The organism is Candidatus Limnocylindrales bacterium, from assembly GCA_035626395.1.
Lineage (GTDB): Bacteria > Desulfobacterota > Binatia > UBA1149 > CAITLU01 > DASPNH01.
The window spans coordinates 108,002-121,293 of record DASPNR010000013.1 but is presented as its reverse complement, the minus strand read 5'-3'; the positions used below and the strand labels follow the sequence as shown (position 1 = coordinate 121,293).

Annotated in this window: 11 protein-coding genes; 8 read left to right on the top strand and 3 right to left on the bottom strand. The window is 67.8% G+C overall.

Annotation, left to right across the window (positions count from 1 at the left end):
• Positions 1–9 precede the first annotated feature (9 nt).
• A complete protein-coding gene (locus VEC57_07220; protein HYB98914.1) occupies positions 10–1,368 on the bottom strand; it encodes an alkaline phosphatase family protein in 1,359 nt (452 codons plus the stop codon).
• A gap of 138 nt (positions 1,369–1,506) precedes the next feature.
• Here VEC57_07220 and VEC57_07215 point away from each other — a divergent pair, with 138 nt between their 5' ends.
• The 5 genes from VEC57_07215 to VEC57_07195 all read left to right on the top strand — a co-directional run bounded on the left by VEC57_07215 (position 1,507) and on the right by VEC57_07195 (position 7,635).
• Positions 1,507–3,075, top strand: a complete 1,569-nt coding sequence (locus VEC57_07215) for a hypothetical protein (protein ID HYB98913.1) — start codon at positions 1,507–1,509, stop codon at positions 3,073–3,075.
• 283 nt (positions 3,076–3,358) lie between these two features.
• On the top strand, positions 3,359–4,390 hold the full coding sequence (gene argB, locus VEC57_07210; GenBank protein ID HYB98912.1) for an acetylglutamate kinase: 1,032 nt from the start codon (positions 3,359–3,361) through the stop codon (positions 4,388–4,390).
• Positions 4,387–5,559, top strand: a complete 1,173-nt coding sequence (locus tag VEC57_07205; GenBank protein HYB98911.1) for an aspartate aminotransferase family protein — start codon at positions 4,387–4,389, stop codon at positions 5,557–5,559. The genes argB and VEC57_07205 overlap by 4 nt, the downstream gene beginning before the upstream one ends.
• Positions 5,556–6,482, top strand: a complete 927-nt coding sequence (gene argF / locus VEC57_07200) for an ornithine carbamoyltransferase (GenBank protein HYB98910.1) — start codon at positions 5,556–5,558, stop codon at positions 6,480–6,482. The genes VEC57_07205 and argF overlap by 4 nt, the downstream gene beginning before the upstream one ends.
• A gap of 184 nt (positions 6,483–6,666) precedes the next feature.
• Positions 6,667–7,635 carry a right-handed parallel beta-helix repeat-containing protein gene (locus tag VEC57_07195; protein HYB98909.1) on the top strand — a complete coding sequence of 323 codons (969 nt, stop codon included), beginning with the start codon at positions 6,667–6,669 and terminating at the stop codon, positions 7,633–7,635.
• A 17-nt stretch (positions 7,636–7,652) separates the two neighbouring features.
• Here the strand turns inward: VEC57_07195 and VEC57_07190 are convergent, their stop codons facing one another.
• The gene (locus VEC57_07190) at positions 7,653–7,841 is read right to left on the bottom strand and encodes a type II toxin-antitoxin system HicB family antitoxin (protein HYB98908.1); all 189 of its coding nucleotides are present in this window, start codon (positions 7,839–7,841) and stop codon (positions 7,653–7,655) included.
• Between the two features lie 256 nt (positions 7,842–8,097).
• Between VEC57_07190 and VEC57_07185 the strand changes: the two genes are divergently transcribed.
• From VEC57_07185 to VEC57_07175, 3 genes are all read left to right on the top strand, one after another.
• Positions 8,098–8,949, top strand: coding sequence for a hypothetical protein (locus tag VEC57_07185; GenBank protein ID HYB98907.1), 852 nt, complete (start codon positions 8,098–8,100; stop codon positions 8,947–8,949).
• A gap of 250 nt (positions 8,950–9,199) precedes the next feature.
• Positions 9,200–10,060, top strand: coding sequence for a phytanoyl-CoA dioxygenase family protein (locus tag VEC57_07180; protein HYB98906.1), 861 nt, complete (start codon positions 9,200–9,202; stop codon positions 10,058–10,060).
• Between the two features lie 177 nt (positions 10,061–10,237).
• Positions 10,238–12,439 (top strand): family 1 glycosylhydrolase, encoded by a 2,202-nt coding sequence (locus VEC57_07175; GenBank protein HYB98905.1) that lies wholly within the window; start codon positions 10,238–10,240, stop codon positions 12,437–12,439.
• A 24-nt stretch (positions 12,440–12,463) separates the two neighbouring features.
• Here the strand turns inward: VEC57_07175 and VEC57_07170 are convergent, their stop codons facing one another.
• Positions 12,464–13,198 carry an SDR family NAD(P)-dependent oxidoreductase gene (locus VEC57_07170; protein ID HYB98904.1) on the bottom strand — a complete coding sequence of 245 codons (735 nt, stop codon included), beginning with the start codon at positions 13,196–13,198 and terminating at the stop codon, positions 12,464–12,466.
• Between the last annotated feature and the right edge of the window lie 94 nt (positions 13,199–13,292).

Sequence of the window (13,292 nt, the reverse complement as noted above, 5' to 3'; positions counted from 1 at the left end):
CAGGCTCGCTCACTGGATGTAGCCGAGCGAGCGCAACTGCTCGAGTCGCTCCTGCTCGGCCGGCGTCTGCGCCTGCGGCATCCGGCGCGCCTCCTTCCAGTCAGGCGGCGTGTGCGTGGGAACGTAGCGCAGCGGATGCGCAGCCAGGAAAGCCGGATCGAGAAGCTCGCTTCGCACCTTCCCTTCCATGTCGCGGCCAACCGGCAGGTCGAGCAGGGCCAGAACGGTGGGCGCCACGTCGAAGATCGATCCGAGGTCGTCGACATCCTCCGGCTGGAGCCGCGTCAGGTCGCGCTCCGGCTCGGTCGGCGCGATGTTGGCACCGGCAAGCGCGAGGAACGCCTCTGTGCGGCCATGCGCTCCCGAACGAGCTCGCGTGCCCTTGGCCTCCGGATCGTACGGTGATTTGCGATTGGCCGGGCCCATGCCGTGATCGCTGATGACGATGATCGTCGCATCCTCGGGCGCGACCTCCACGATACGGCCGATGACCTCGTCCATGTACCGGTAGTAGTCGGTCATCACGCTGCCGTACGCCGCCAGGCTCTCGGCCGAGGGCGGGAAGCGGAACTCGCGCGGATAGGTCCAGCGCCAGAAACGGTGGCCGAGCACGTCGGTTCCGCCGAAGTAGACCATGAACAGATCCACGTCCGGCTGCACTTTCAGGGCCTCGAGCGACACGCGCTCGTAGGTCGCGTCGGCGCGCACCGACCACAGGCTCTGCTTCCACAGCGTCGCCACATCGGCGTGCGGCTGGACGGGCGCCGCGAAGATGGAATCGGCGATGACGTTCAGGTCCGCCTCGACCTCGGCCGCGATGCCGAGCATTCGCTGCGACAGCTCGGGCGGATGCACCTGATGCTCGAGGCTCGAAACCATGCCGCCCTTGTAGATCGCATCGGGCTGCCGGTCACCGCTCACCGACGAGTTCACCTGCGCGACCATGATGCCGCTGATCGGCTCGACCGGGAACGTCATCCACCAGCCGATCACGTGCGAGCGGCGGCCGTGCTCGCTCGCGATGTTCCACAGCGCCTTCGTGCGTCGGTCGCGGTTCGTGTAGAGCTGCCCGCGCGGCTTCAGAAAGGTGCGGATGCCGTGACGCCTGGGCGAGACACCGGTGGCGATGCTGGTCCAGATTGCCGGGGACATGCTCGGATGCATCGTCTCCAGCTGCCCATAGCGCCCGCGCTCCAGCAGCGCCGCCAGGTTCGGCAGCTGGCGCTCGGCCAGCATCTCGCGCACCAGCCGCCATTCCAGCCCGTCCACGCCGATGATGAACACGGGATGGCGCGCGGCAGGCTCACTGGAGGTGCACGAAAGCCCCGCCACCATCACCGCCAGGGAACATGCCAGAACGGCGGCCAATCTGCGGATCGATGAAGAGGCAGGAATGCGCGAGCGCTCGTCCATGAGTCGGAAACCGGCAGCGGCTTGTATAGACTGACGCGACGTCGGCCCGAAACCGTTGCTCTGCGAACCGATTGCCATGCCCCGATGCCTGCGATGACCCGAACCGATCTCGCCGTCGCCGCCACGTTCGTGCTGGCCGCGGCGGTGACGTTCTGGAAGCTCAACCCGGCCGACATGCCGGTCATCGTCGATACGCAGGTCTACTTCTTCATTGCCGAGCGCGCCGCCTCGGGCGTGCCGCCCCATATCTCCGAGTTCGATCCGAAGAACGCGCTGAGCATGCTGCTGACGGCGGCGGCCATCCGCCTGGGCCGCATCGTCGGCGCCGACGATCTGATGTCGGCGCGGGCGCTTTCGATGGCGGTGACCGCCGCCGCATTTCCGATGCTCTGGCTGTGCGCGTGGAGGCTCTTCGCAAGCCGGCTGGCCGCTTTCGTGGCGCCAATGGTCCTGCTGCTCTTCACCGACTATCTGTCGCTCGCCGTCGCCGGCTCACGGCCCAAGGTGGTCCTGGTCTTCTTCCTGATCGCGTGGATGCTGGCCATGACGACGCGGCGGCCGCTCCTGATCGGCGCCCTCGCCTCGACCTGCTTCCTGACCTGGCAGCCGGCGCTGCTCGTGCTGCCGGTGGCGCTGCTCGCCGTGGGCTGGACCAGCACGCGTGCCAGGCGTGACGTCGCCATGATGCTGGCAGGCGCCGTCTTGCCCCTGCTGTGCTACGAGACGTACTTTCTCGCACACGGCGCGCTGCGCGAGCAGCTGTACCAGAGCCTGATCTTCCCGGCGCAGTACGGAAAGGACGCGCCCGATCTCGAGCTCAACCTCACGCGCATCTTCTCGATGGAGGAAGGGCGCGGCGTGCGCATGGTCGCGATGGCTCTGTACTCGGCGGTGCTGGCGACGTGGTGGGTGCTGGCTCTCGCTGCGCCCGCGTTGCGGCGACGGTGGACGAGCGCGCGTCCCGACCGCATCGCGCTGATGCTTGCGGCCACGGGCACCCTGACGTTCATCGTGCTCGATTACCAGGGCTTTCCGGATCGTTTCTTGATCCTGCCTTTCATCGCGCTGGCCGATGCATGGGCGCTGGCAGCTGTGGCAAACGCGTTGCGACCGCTGGCGGCCCGCGCGGTCGCGATGCCCAAGGGTGCGCTGCGTGCCGGCGGCCTCGTGCTGGCTGCAGTCATCGCGCTCGGCTGGGCTGCCACGCGGCCTTATCAGCAGTATCGGGGGCGCGGACTGGCCGAGCAGCGACAAGCGGCGGCCTATGTCGGCAGCCTGTTGGAGAAGGGAAAGGCCGTTTATGTGGTCAGCTCGCTGCACCTGCTGGCGATGAACCGTACTGCCAATCACACGCAGCACGGTTTTTTCCCGGTGCGCATCCGCAGGTACATGGCCGAACGCGTCCGCGAGGAGGGCCGCTTCCTGCCGCTCAAGGACGGACGTCTCCCGGACTTCATCCTGACCTCGCGCATGCAGCCGCCGGGCATGCCGACGCTGCTGCGCAGCTACCGCGAGCTTCGCCGGCCGCTGATGCGCGCGCAGGGCATCGCGGTCCATCGCCTCCGCAAGGACGTCAAGCCGACCCCGCTTCCTGCAGCGACGCGCCCTCGGAGACACCCGCAGCGCGACCCTGCTCCCGCCGACGCGCAGCGAATCCGCTGATGCTGCACCGCCGTGCCGCCCCGCGCCGCCGATGCAGCGTCTCCGACACTCCGCGGCTCTGGCGGACGCTACGGCGCCGGCGACGACCGCACGCGCAGCGCGCGGCCGCGCCTGGGCCGCCCGGCCGGCGATGCGCCGGCCGAGGAGCAACAGTGCATCGCCGAACGGCTGGCAGGCATTCACCTGCCGCGCTATAACCTCGCGCTTCGCGCGCGGCCCAAAGCCACCAGATGGATGCCGACACCGTGTGGCGGCGCAGATCCCGCGCGCAAGGACGGCCACCATGGATGAGCTGATCGCCAAAGCCGACGTACTGCTGGAGACCCTGCCATACCTGCGTCGCTTTGCCGGCCGCACGGTCGTCATCAAGTACGGCGGCCATGCCATGCTGGACGAGCAGCTCCAGTCCGGCTTTGCCGAGGACGTGGTCCTGCTGCGCTCGATCGGGCTGCGGCCCGTGATCGTCCACGGCGGCGGCCCACAGATCGAGCAGGCGCTGTCCAAGCACGGCATCAAGACCCACTTCGTGCGCGGCATGCGCGTGACCGACGAGGACACGATGGAGATCGTCGAGATGGTGCTCGGCGGCCAGATCAACAAGACCATCGTCGGCATGATCCATCGACACGGCGGCAAGGCCATCGGCCTGACTGGCAAGGACGGCCGCCTGCTGCATGCCAGCAAGCTCAAGGTCAAGGTCGAGGAGAAAGGCAGGAAGGCCGAGCTCGTCGACGTTGGCCTGGTGGGCAAGATCGAGCGCGTCGATGCCGAGATCATCGAGCGCATCGCCGGCACCGACTTCATTCCGGTGATCGCGCCGATCGCGACCGACGACGACGGCGGGACGTACAACGTCAACGCCGACGTGGCCGCAGGAGAGATCGCTGCGGCGCTGAAGGCCGACAAGCTGATTCTCCTGACCGACGTTGCGGGCATCAAGGACGGCGCAGGCGACGTGCAGCCGTACCTGTCGGCGGAGGAGGCACGCCGGCAGATCAAGGCCGGCTCCATCGCCTCGGGCATGGTTCCCAAGGTCGAGTGCGCGATTCATGCGCTGGAGAACGGCGTCGGGCAGGTGCACATCATCGACGGACGAGTGAAGCACGCGGTGCTGCTGGAGATCTTCACCACCGGCGGCGTCGGCACCGAGGTGCTTCTCGACAAGAGATCGACGGCCGGCAAGGGCGCGACGGCCGCGGGCGCAAGGACCGCTGGCGGCAACAAGGCCGGCGCCGGCGCAATCAAGCAAGCGGCTGCGCCGGGCCGTGCAGCCAAGAAGAGCGGACCGATGTCGGCCGCCAGAGCGAAGAAGTGAGCACCAGCTCCATCATCACGCGCAGCGATCGGTACCTGGTCGGCAACTACGCGCGGTTCCCGGTCGCGTTCGTCTCGGGCAAGGGCTGCCGACTGCGCGGCGAGGACGGCCGCGACTACCTCGACCTGTTCTCGGGCCTCGGCGTCTCCTCGATGGGATGCGCGCATCCTCGCGTCACTGCCGCCATCCGCGAGCAGAGCGAGCGGCTGATGCACACGTCCAACCTCTACTACCACGAGCCCGGCGCGGCGTTGGCGGAGCGGCTGGTGGAGCTGACGTTCGGCGACCGTGCCTTCTTCTGCAACAGCGGCGCCGAGGCCAACGAGGCCGCGATCAAGATGGCGCGCCGGCATGCGAAGGGACGCTACAAGATCGTCTCGGTGCACCGCTCCTTTCACGGCCGCACCTACGGCGCGCTGTCGGCCACGGGGCAGGACGGCCTCAAGGAAGGCTTCGGCCCGATGCTCGAGGGGTTCGTGCACGTGGAGCCGTGCAGCGCCGATGCGATCGCCGCCGCCATCGATGCCGACACGGCCGCCGTGCTGGTCGAGCCCATCATCGGCGAGGGCGGGATCCTGGTGCCGCCGCCGGGCTATCTGAAGGCGCTGCGCAGGATCTGCGACGACAGCGGCGTGCTGCTGATCCTCGACGAAGTGCAGACCGGCAACGGCCGCACCGGCAAGCTCTTCGCCTACGAGCACGAAGGCGTGATGCCCGACATCCTGACCACGGCCAAGGGCATCGCGGCCGGTCTTCCGCTCGGTGCAGTGATCGCGCGCGAGGAAGTGGCGGCGGGCCTGGTTCCGGGTTCGCACGGCACCACGTTCGGCGCCAACCCCGTCTGCTGCGCGGCTGGCGTGGCCGTCCTGCGCGAGCTCGTCGAAGGCGGCGTTACCGAGAACGCCGCGCGCGTCGGCGACTACCTGATGAACCGGCTGCGCAAGCTGCTGGCCGGCTGCGACAAGGTCGTCGACATTCGTGGCAAGGGCCTGATGATCGGCGTGGAGTTGACGAGCGAGGCGCGGCCGGTGGTGCAGCGGCTGCTCGAGCGCGGTGTCATCGCCAACGCCACGGCCGGCTGCGTCCTGCGGTTGCTGCCGCCGCTGGTGCTGACGCAGGCGGAGGCCGAAGAAGGCGCTTTGGCCATCGCCGAGGCGGTGAAGTCATGAAGAGAGACCTCGTCACGCTGCGCGATCTGTCGCGCGAGGAGATCCTGCACCTGGTCGCGCTCGCGCGCCGCATGAAGGACGACGTGCGCAATCGTCGGCCGCACCGCTGGCTGACGGGACGCACGCTGGCGATGATCTTCGAAAAACCGAGCCTGCGAACGCGGGTGACGTTCGAGACCGGCATGTACCAGCTCGGCGGCGATGCCATCTACCTTGCGCCCGGCGACATCCAGCTCGGAACGCGCGAGCCGGTCTCCGACATCGCCGCCAACCTCTCGCGCTGGGTCGACGTCATCGTGGCACGCACGTTCTCGCACAAGTCGGTGGTCGATCTGGCGCAGAACTCCACGGTACCCGTCATCAACGGCCTCTCCGACCTCTATCATCCGTGTCAGGTGCTGGCCGACGTCCTGACGCTGATCGAACTGCGCGAGAACACCGAGGGTCTCAAGGTCGCGTTCGTGGGCGACGGCAACAACATGGTTCACTCCTGGCTGCTTGCCACCGTCAAGCTCGGCTTCGACTTCCGCCTGGCCTGCCCCGCCGGCTACGAGCCCGACGCCGACATCCTGGCCGAGGCCGAAGCCGCCGCGCCAGGCCGCATCCTGATCACGCACGACGTGGCCGCGGCCGTCAAAGGCGCGGACGTGCTCTACACCGACGTGTGGACGAGCATGGGGCAGGAGGTGGAGGCCGAGCGGCGCCGAAAGGCGTTCGCGCGCTATCAGATCAACGACGCGGTGGTCGCGAAGGCCGCGTCCGATGCAGTCGTCATGCACTGCCTGCCTGCCCATCGTGGAGAGGAAATCACCGCCAGCGTCATCGACGGCCCGCGCTCGATCGTGCTCGAGCAGGCCGAGAACCGCCTTCACATCCAGAAGGCGATCCTGGCCTGGCTGGTGGGGACCGAAGAGGCTCGCTAGAGGAGCGCCGGGCAGGGCCTGCGGCGGTGGCCGCCGTGCCATGTGCGAAACACCGCTGTGACGTTCGTCAGGCGCTGTCTACGCCACGGACAGCCTGGGTTCGGCGTCTTTTCGCATCGGAGCCAGAAACGCCGTTGACCGGTCTTCGGCCACCCTGCTAGTCGAGACGGCGGAGGGCCTCGCCATGAAACACGCATCACTCGGTGCTCGTGCCGCGCTCGTCATTGCCATCACGATCCGGGCATCGGCAGGCGGCGCCGAAGTAGCCATCACCTCCTGCGGACAGGCCGTGGTCAACGATACGGGCTTTCTGACGCGCAACCTGAGCTGCACCACCGCCGACTCCGTCCGGCTCGAAAACGCCAGCCTCGACCTTCGCGGCTTCACGATCAGCGGCAACCGCATCTACTGCCTCTGGTCGTGCGAAATCCGAGGCCCAGGCACGCATCGCGGAGCCATCCTGGACAACCAGGTCAGCGGACGCCCCGGGCGAATCATCCTCGATCGCTTCACGCAGGAAGGGACGGTGCTTGCGCTGGGAGGACAGTTGATCGCGCGCAACATGGACGTCTCGGGCGCCGAGACGGGCAACGGCTGTCTGGTCGACGGCAACAAGGTCATCATCTCCGACAGCACGATCTCCAGCGGCGGCACCGGCGTGTGTGCGCCGAAGGGCCTGCGACTGTCGAATTCGCGCGTCACTGGCAACCGCCTCGACGGCCTTCGCATTTTCGGCCGCGTCAACGTCTTCGACTCCACCATCGACGGCAACGGCGACAACGGCATCGTCAGTTATTTCGGGTCCGCCTATCATCCCGGCCGGCTGCGCATCGACGGCTCGGCCATTCTGAACAACGCCAGCGACGGCGTGCGCTACGCCGACCTGCTGGTGCGCATCACCGACTCCGTCATCCGCGGCAACGGCCTGTCGGGCATGCGCGTGAGCGAGTGCGACCCATCGCTGCCGATCGGTGTGCGCGACAGCGAGCTCTCCGCCAATGGCTCCGATCCGGATTGCGATTCCGGCGTCGTCTGCGTCGACATCGAGAGCTGCGACAAGCCCCGCGTCACCAAAACCGTGTGCGAACGCAGCCACGCCGCCCTTGGCGATGCGGACGATGACTGGGGAGTCTGCAGCCAGGATGGGCCATGAACAGCCCCGGCACGCACTCAGGTCGGAATGTCGATGATCTCTTCGTCGGTGAACGGCGGGATCGGCTCGCCGCGTTCGCGCAGGCTCTCGAGGTAGCCCGCGATGGCTTCGCGGGCGTTCATCACCGCCTCCTTGCGTGTGGTGCCGTGCGAGATGCAGCCGGGCAAGGACGGGACCGCCGCCACCATCGTTCCATCCGCAGCCATTCCTAAGACGATTCTAAATTTCATCGATCATCCCGTCGGGCCCGCGGAGCCGTTCGTGCGATAGTGACGCTTCATCCTGCTGCCAGCAAGACGGCGTAGCCGTAAGAAATCTTCAGCTTCTCGTCGTTCCTCTGGCGCGACGATGGACGACGGCACCTCGAGCGCCCGGCATCGACGCTGCAGCCGCGACTTTGCACGGCCACACCGTGGCGTGCCGAAGGATCTTGCGCTAATTAGCGCACGGAGGGCACCAACGATGATCTCCGCATTCACTGCACGCAACCCGCGCATTGCGGCGCTGGCCGGCCTCGCTGCCGCGCTGGCGCTGATCCTGACGACGCTGCCGGCGCGCGCCGGCGGCAACTGTCCCGGCTACCAGACCATCTTCTTCTGCGGCGAGCTGACCGGCGACTGCAACGTCAGCGCGAGCGACGGGCTGCTGGCTCTGAAGATGGGCGTCGGACAGGTCGAGGAAGTCCCGGAGGCGGACCTGAGCCTGGACGGCCAGGTCACGGCCGTCGATGCGCTGGCAGTGCTGCGCGTCGCCGTCGGCAGCCTGCCGCCCACGCTCAGCTGCAGCAATCAGCGCGGCTTTGCGGCAACCTCGGTCGGCTTCTACAACGCCGCCGGCACTCGCAGCTCGAATGGCTACGCGGTGGGCTGGTACGCCGGCGTCAACGGCAGCGAGCTTCGCAACTATCTGGTCTTCGACCTGTCTTCGCTGGATGGCTACATCACCAGCGGGCTGCTCCATCTATCGACCGCGCCGGATGTTCAGGCCCCGTACAACAGCGCCGATCCGAGCGAGACGTACACGCTCTTTGCCATCGCCACACCGATCGCCACGCTCACCGGCGCCGGCGGCCTGGCCGCCTTTGCCGATCTTGGCGACGGCACCGTCTATGGAACCCTCGTCGCCGACAGCTCTCTCGCTCACGTCGTCGACATCGCCATCAATGGCATGGGGCTGGACTACCTGCGCCAGAGTGATGGCCTGGTGGCGCTCGGCGGTGCGATCACCACTCTGGCCAAGGGCCAGACCGGCGAGTACATCTTCAACTCCACGGGCGTGACGAACGTGCGTTCCCTCGTGGTGTACGTGGAGTAGCGGCGGCCTCGCCGCGGTCACGGCGGCATTGCCTGCCGCCCTTGCCGAGGCAGCATCGATGCGCCTGCGTGCGTCGGTGCGGTCGCGGAGGCGGGAAACTCCGTCTGTTCCAGATCCAGGACCAGCGTGCGCGTTGAGTCTTTCGGGTGTGTGGCGCGCACGCGCGGCGCGCATCGCAGCCGCCGGTGAGGGTGCACGCCGCGTTCGGCCATGGAAATTCGCAGCCGGCGGTCGCACACTGTGGGCCGCCATGAGCACCTCGACCGATCGCGCAAACGAAGCGGACACGAAGCTCGCCACCAACCCCCATGCAGCCTCTGCCGTCGCCGAGCTCTACCGCGACGGCATCACCGCGCTCTCGGGCGCCTTCTCTCGCGAGTGGGTCGAGCAGATGCGAGAGGACATCATGACCGCGTTCTGGGCGGCCATTCAGATTCCGGGCGGCTCGGTCGGCCGCGGCCCGCGGCGCTGGTATGTCGAGATCCACCCGCAACAGCTTGCGGGTTTCGTCGATCTCGTGACGCATCCGTGGGTGACGGCGATGTGCGAGCAGGTTCTGGGCCCGGACTACGAGGTCGTCGAGCTGGGCTTCGACGTTCCATTCCAGGGAGCCCGGCGCCAGCCCTGGCACCGCGACTTTCCGTCTCCGCCCGAGACGTACGAGCAGCGCCGCATCACCTCGCTGGCGTTCAACATGACCGGTGTCGACGTCACGCCCGACATGGGACCGTTCGAGATCGCGCCGGGCACGCAGTGGGACGACGGGCGGCATTGGAAGCACGAGATGTTTCCGCCCAGGGAAGAATGGCCGCGCTACGAGGAGCGCGGCGTCCGCAAATATCCGAAGGCGGGCGACATCAGCTGCAGGTCGGCGCTGACGGTGCATCGAGGCACGCCGCATCCGTCGCCGATCGCGCGCCCGGTGCTGGTGCTCGGTGTCGACGCGCCAGGTGCAGGGCACGCCGCATTGCACGACCCGATGGTGACGCGCGAGTATTACGATGCGCTGCCGGCGTCGGTGCGGGAGCATCTGGTGTGCCGCATCGTCGACAAGCTCGAGCCCGTCATTCAGAAGCACGACATCGAAGGCCTCGTCATGGGCGACGAGTAGCCGCGCCCGCGTCCTCGTTCGACAGCGGGCACCATCGGTAATGCGGACCGTTCAGGTGCGGCGACGCGCACGATCGTACCCACAACCCGGGTAGAAATCGAGGCATCGTCCCCACGCGCCCCACCGCCGCCGGCAACCGTCTTCACGGCCTGCACGGGCCAACGTAGCATTTACCTCATGCGATCCCTGACTCCTGTGCGAGGCGACATCGAAATCTGGGCGGGTGTGGAATGCACCGTCAACCGTGTGCGCGACCAGCGCTTCGATCAGATGGCACGGTCCGGCCACCGATGGCGCATCGAAGATCTCGATCTTTTTGCCGAGCTCGCGCCGCGCCGCCTGCGGTATCCGGTGTTGTGGGAGACCGTCGCTCCCGAAGGCGATCTTGCTCGCGCCGATTGGAGCTGGCCCGACGAGCGCCTGCAACGCCTGCGAACGCTCGGACTGGAGCCGATCGCAGGCCTCATTCACCACGGAAGCGGTCCCTCCAACACCGATCTGCTCGACGTCGACCTTCCGCAGAAGCTCGCGCAGTACGCTCGCGCCGTCGCAGAGCGGTATCCGTGGATGCTCGACTACACCCCGATCAACGAGCCCCTGACCACTGCCCGCTTCAGCGCGCTGTACGGACACTGGTATCCGCACATGCAGGACCACGCGTGCTTCCTGCGCGCGCTGGTCAACCAGTGTCTGGCCACCGCCGCCGCCATGCGCGAAATCCGTGCCGTGCAGCCGCAGGCGCGGCTCGTGCAGACCGAGGACCTCGGCACCACCACGTCGACGCCGCGGCTGCGCTATCAGGCCGACTTCGATAACGCGCGGCGTTGGCTCGGCTTCGACCTGTTGTGCGGAAGGGTCGATGTCGATCATCCTTTCTGGCCGGCGCTGGCTCAGGCCGTCGGCGAACGCGCGCTCGCGGACCTGCTCGAGCGGCCGTGCCCGCCCGATATCATCGGCATCAACTATTACGTCACCAGCGACCGCCACCTCGACGAGAACCTGGCCGCCTATCCGGCGTGGAGCCATGGCGGCAACGGCCGCGATGTCTATGCCGACGTCGAAACCGTGCGCGTGCTGGGAATCGAGATCAGCGGACACGAGAAGGCGCTGTCGGCGGCGTGGGAACGGTACCGGATTCCCGTGGCGCTGACCGAGGTGCACATCGACAGCACGCGCGAAGACCAGCTGCGCTGGCTGCAGGAGGCGTGGTACGGCGCGCACCGCGCGCGCGACGCCGGCGCCGACGTGCGGGCGATCACGCCGTGGGCGCTGCTGGGATCCTTTGACTGGAACTCACTGGTCACGCGCGACGCCGGCTATTACGAGTCGGGCGCGTTCGACCTGCGAACGCCCGACCGCCAGCCCCGCCGTACCGCGGTGGCCGACATGATCCGCAGCTATTCGATCGCCGGAGCCTACGCACACCCGGTGCTGTCGCATCGCGGGTGGTGGCGACGCCCCTGCCGCGCGTTCGCGGGCACCAGTCGCGAAGCCGACCAGGACTGCCTCGAGCAGGACGAGGGTGGAACGCCGCTCCTGATCACCGGCGCCACCGGCACTCTCGGCCGCGCCTTTGCCAGGCTGTGCCGCCAGCGCGCGATCCCGTATCGACTCGTCAGCCGCAAGGAGATGGACATCGCCGATCCGGAATCGGTACTCGCCACGTTGAAGCGCATACGGCCGTGGGCCGTCGTCAATACGGCCGGCTACGTGCGCGTCGACGATGCCGAGTCCGACCGCATGCGCTGCTTCCGCGAAAACACCGAAGGTGCGGCGGTGCTGGCGCGCGAGTGCCGCCGCCTGGAACTTCCGATGATGACGTTCTCGACCGACCTGGTCTTCGACGGCTCGAGCAGTCGGCCGTACGTCGAGAGCGACCGCCCTCGCCCGCTCAACGCATACGGCGAGAGCAAGGCCGAGGCCGAGAAGCTGGTGCTGTCGTCGTGGGACGGCGCGCTGATCGTTCGCACCAGCGCGTTCTTCGGCCCGTGGGACGAGCACAACTTCCTCAAGCACGCCACGCGCTGCTGGCGCTCGGGCACCGTCGTCGAAGCCGATCCCGAGCAGGTCGTCACTCCTACGTACGTGCCCGAGCTCGCGCGCATCTGCCTCGACCTGCTCATCGACGGCGAGACCGGCCTGTGGCACGTCGCCAATCCGGATGCGGTGAGCTGGGCGGAGCTGGCATTGCGGCTGGCCGCGCTGCAGGGCTACCCGGCCTCGCTCGTGCGCGCCACGCGCGCGCGCACGTCGGTAGCGCCGCGCCCGCGCTACTCGGCGCTCGGCAGCGAGCGCGGCGTGCTGCTGCCCTCGCTGCAGAGCTGCCTGGAGCGATACGTAGCCGACTGCGCGCAGGAAGCTCAGCCGAGCGTGGCGTGAAGTTCGTGCCGACGAGCCGCGCGGCTATTTCTGCTCGCGGTGAACCAGGGTCGCGCGCGCCTGCGCGCGTGGGTTGACCAGCATGTAGTCGATGTTGACGTGGCTCGGGCGCGTCACGGCCCAGGAGATGCAGTCCGCGATATCGTCGGCCGTCAGCGGCTGCATGCCCGCATACACCTTGGATGCGCGTTCAGCATCGCCATCGAATCGCACGAGGCTGAACTCGGTCTCCACCAGTCCGGGCGCGATCTCGGTTACGCGGACGGGCCGGCCCAGCAGCTCGAGACGCAGCGTGTGACTGATCGCACGCACCGCGTGCTTGACGCTCGTGTAGCCCGCGCCGCCGGCGTAGGTCTCGATGCCGGCAATCGAGCCGACGTTGACGACGTGGCCGTCGCCGGAGCGTTCCAGCGCCGGTAGCAGCCCGCGCGTCATGCGCATCAGTCCGAGAACGTTGGTTTCGTACATCCACCGCCAGTGCTCTTCGTTCGCCTCGGCCAGCGGCGCCAGGCCCTTGGCGCCGCCTGCGTTGTTCACCAGCACGTGCACGGTGGGCAGCGGTGCGCAGAACGCATCGACGCTGGCCTGATTCGTCACGTCCAGCGGCGCCCATCGCGCGCCGATCTCGCTTGCCAGTGCGGCCAGCCGATCGGTGCGGCGGGCGCCGATGACGACGTCGAAGCCGTCGGCCGCCAGCCGCCGCGCGCTTGCTGCCCCGATGCCTGCCGATGCTCCGGTAACCACGGCGATCTTTCGCATGGCGACGATGTACACCCGACCTGATGCGGTGTCTCCCGATTCCGAACGCCGATCGACCAGGCTCGGCTGCCATTGCCGATCGCAGCCGAAGCGG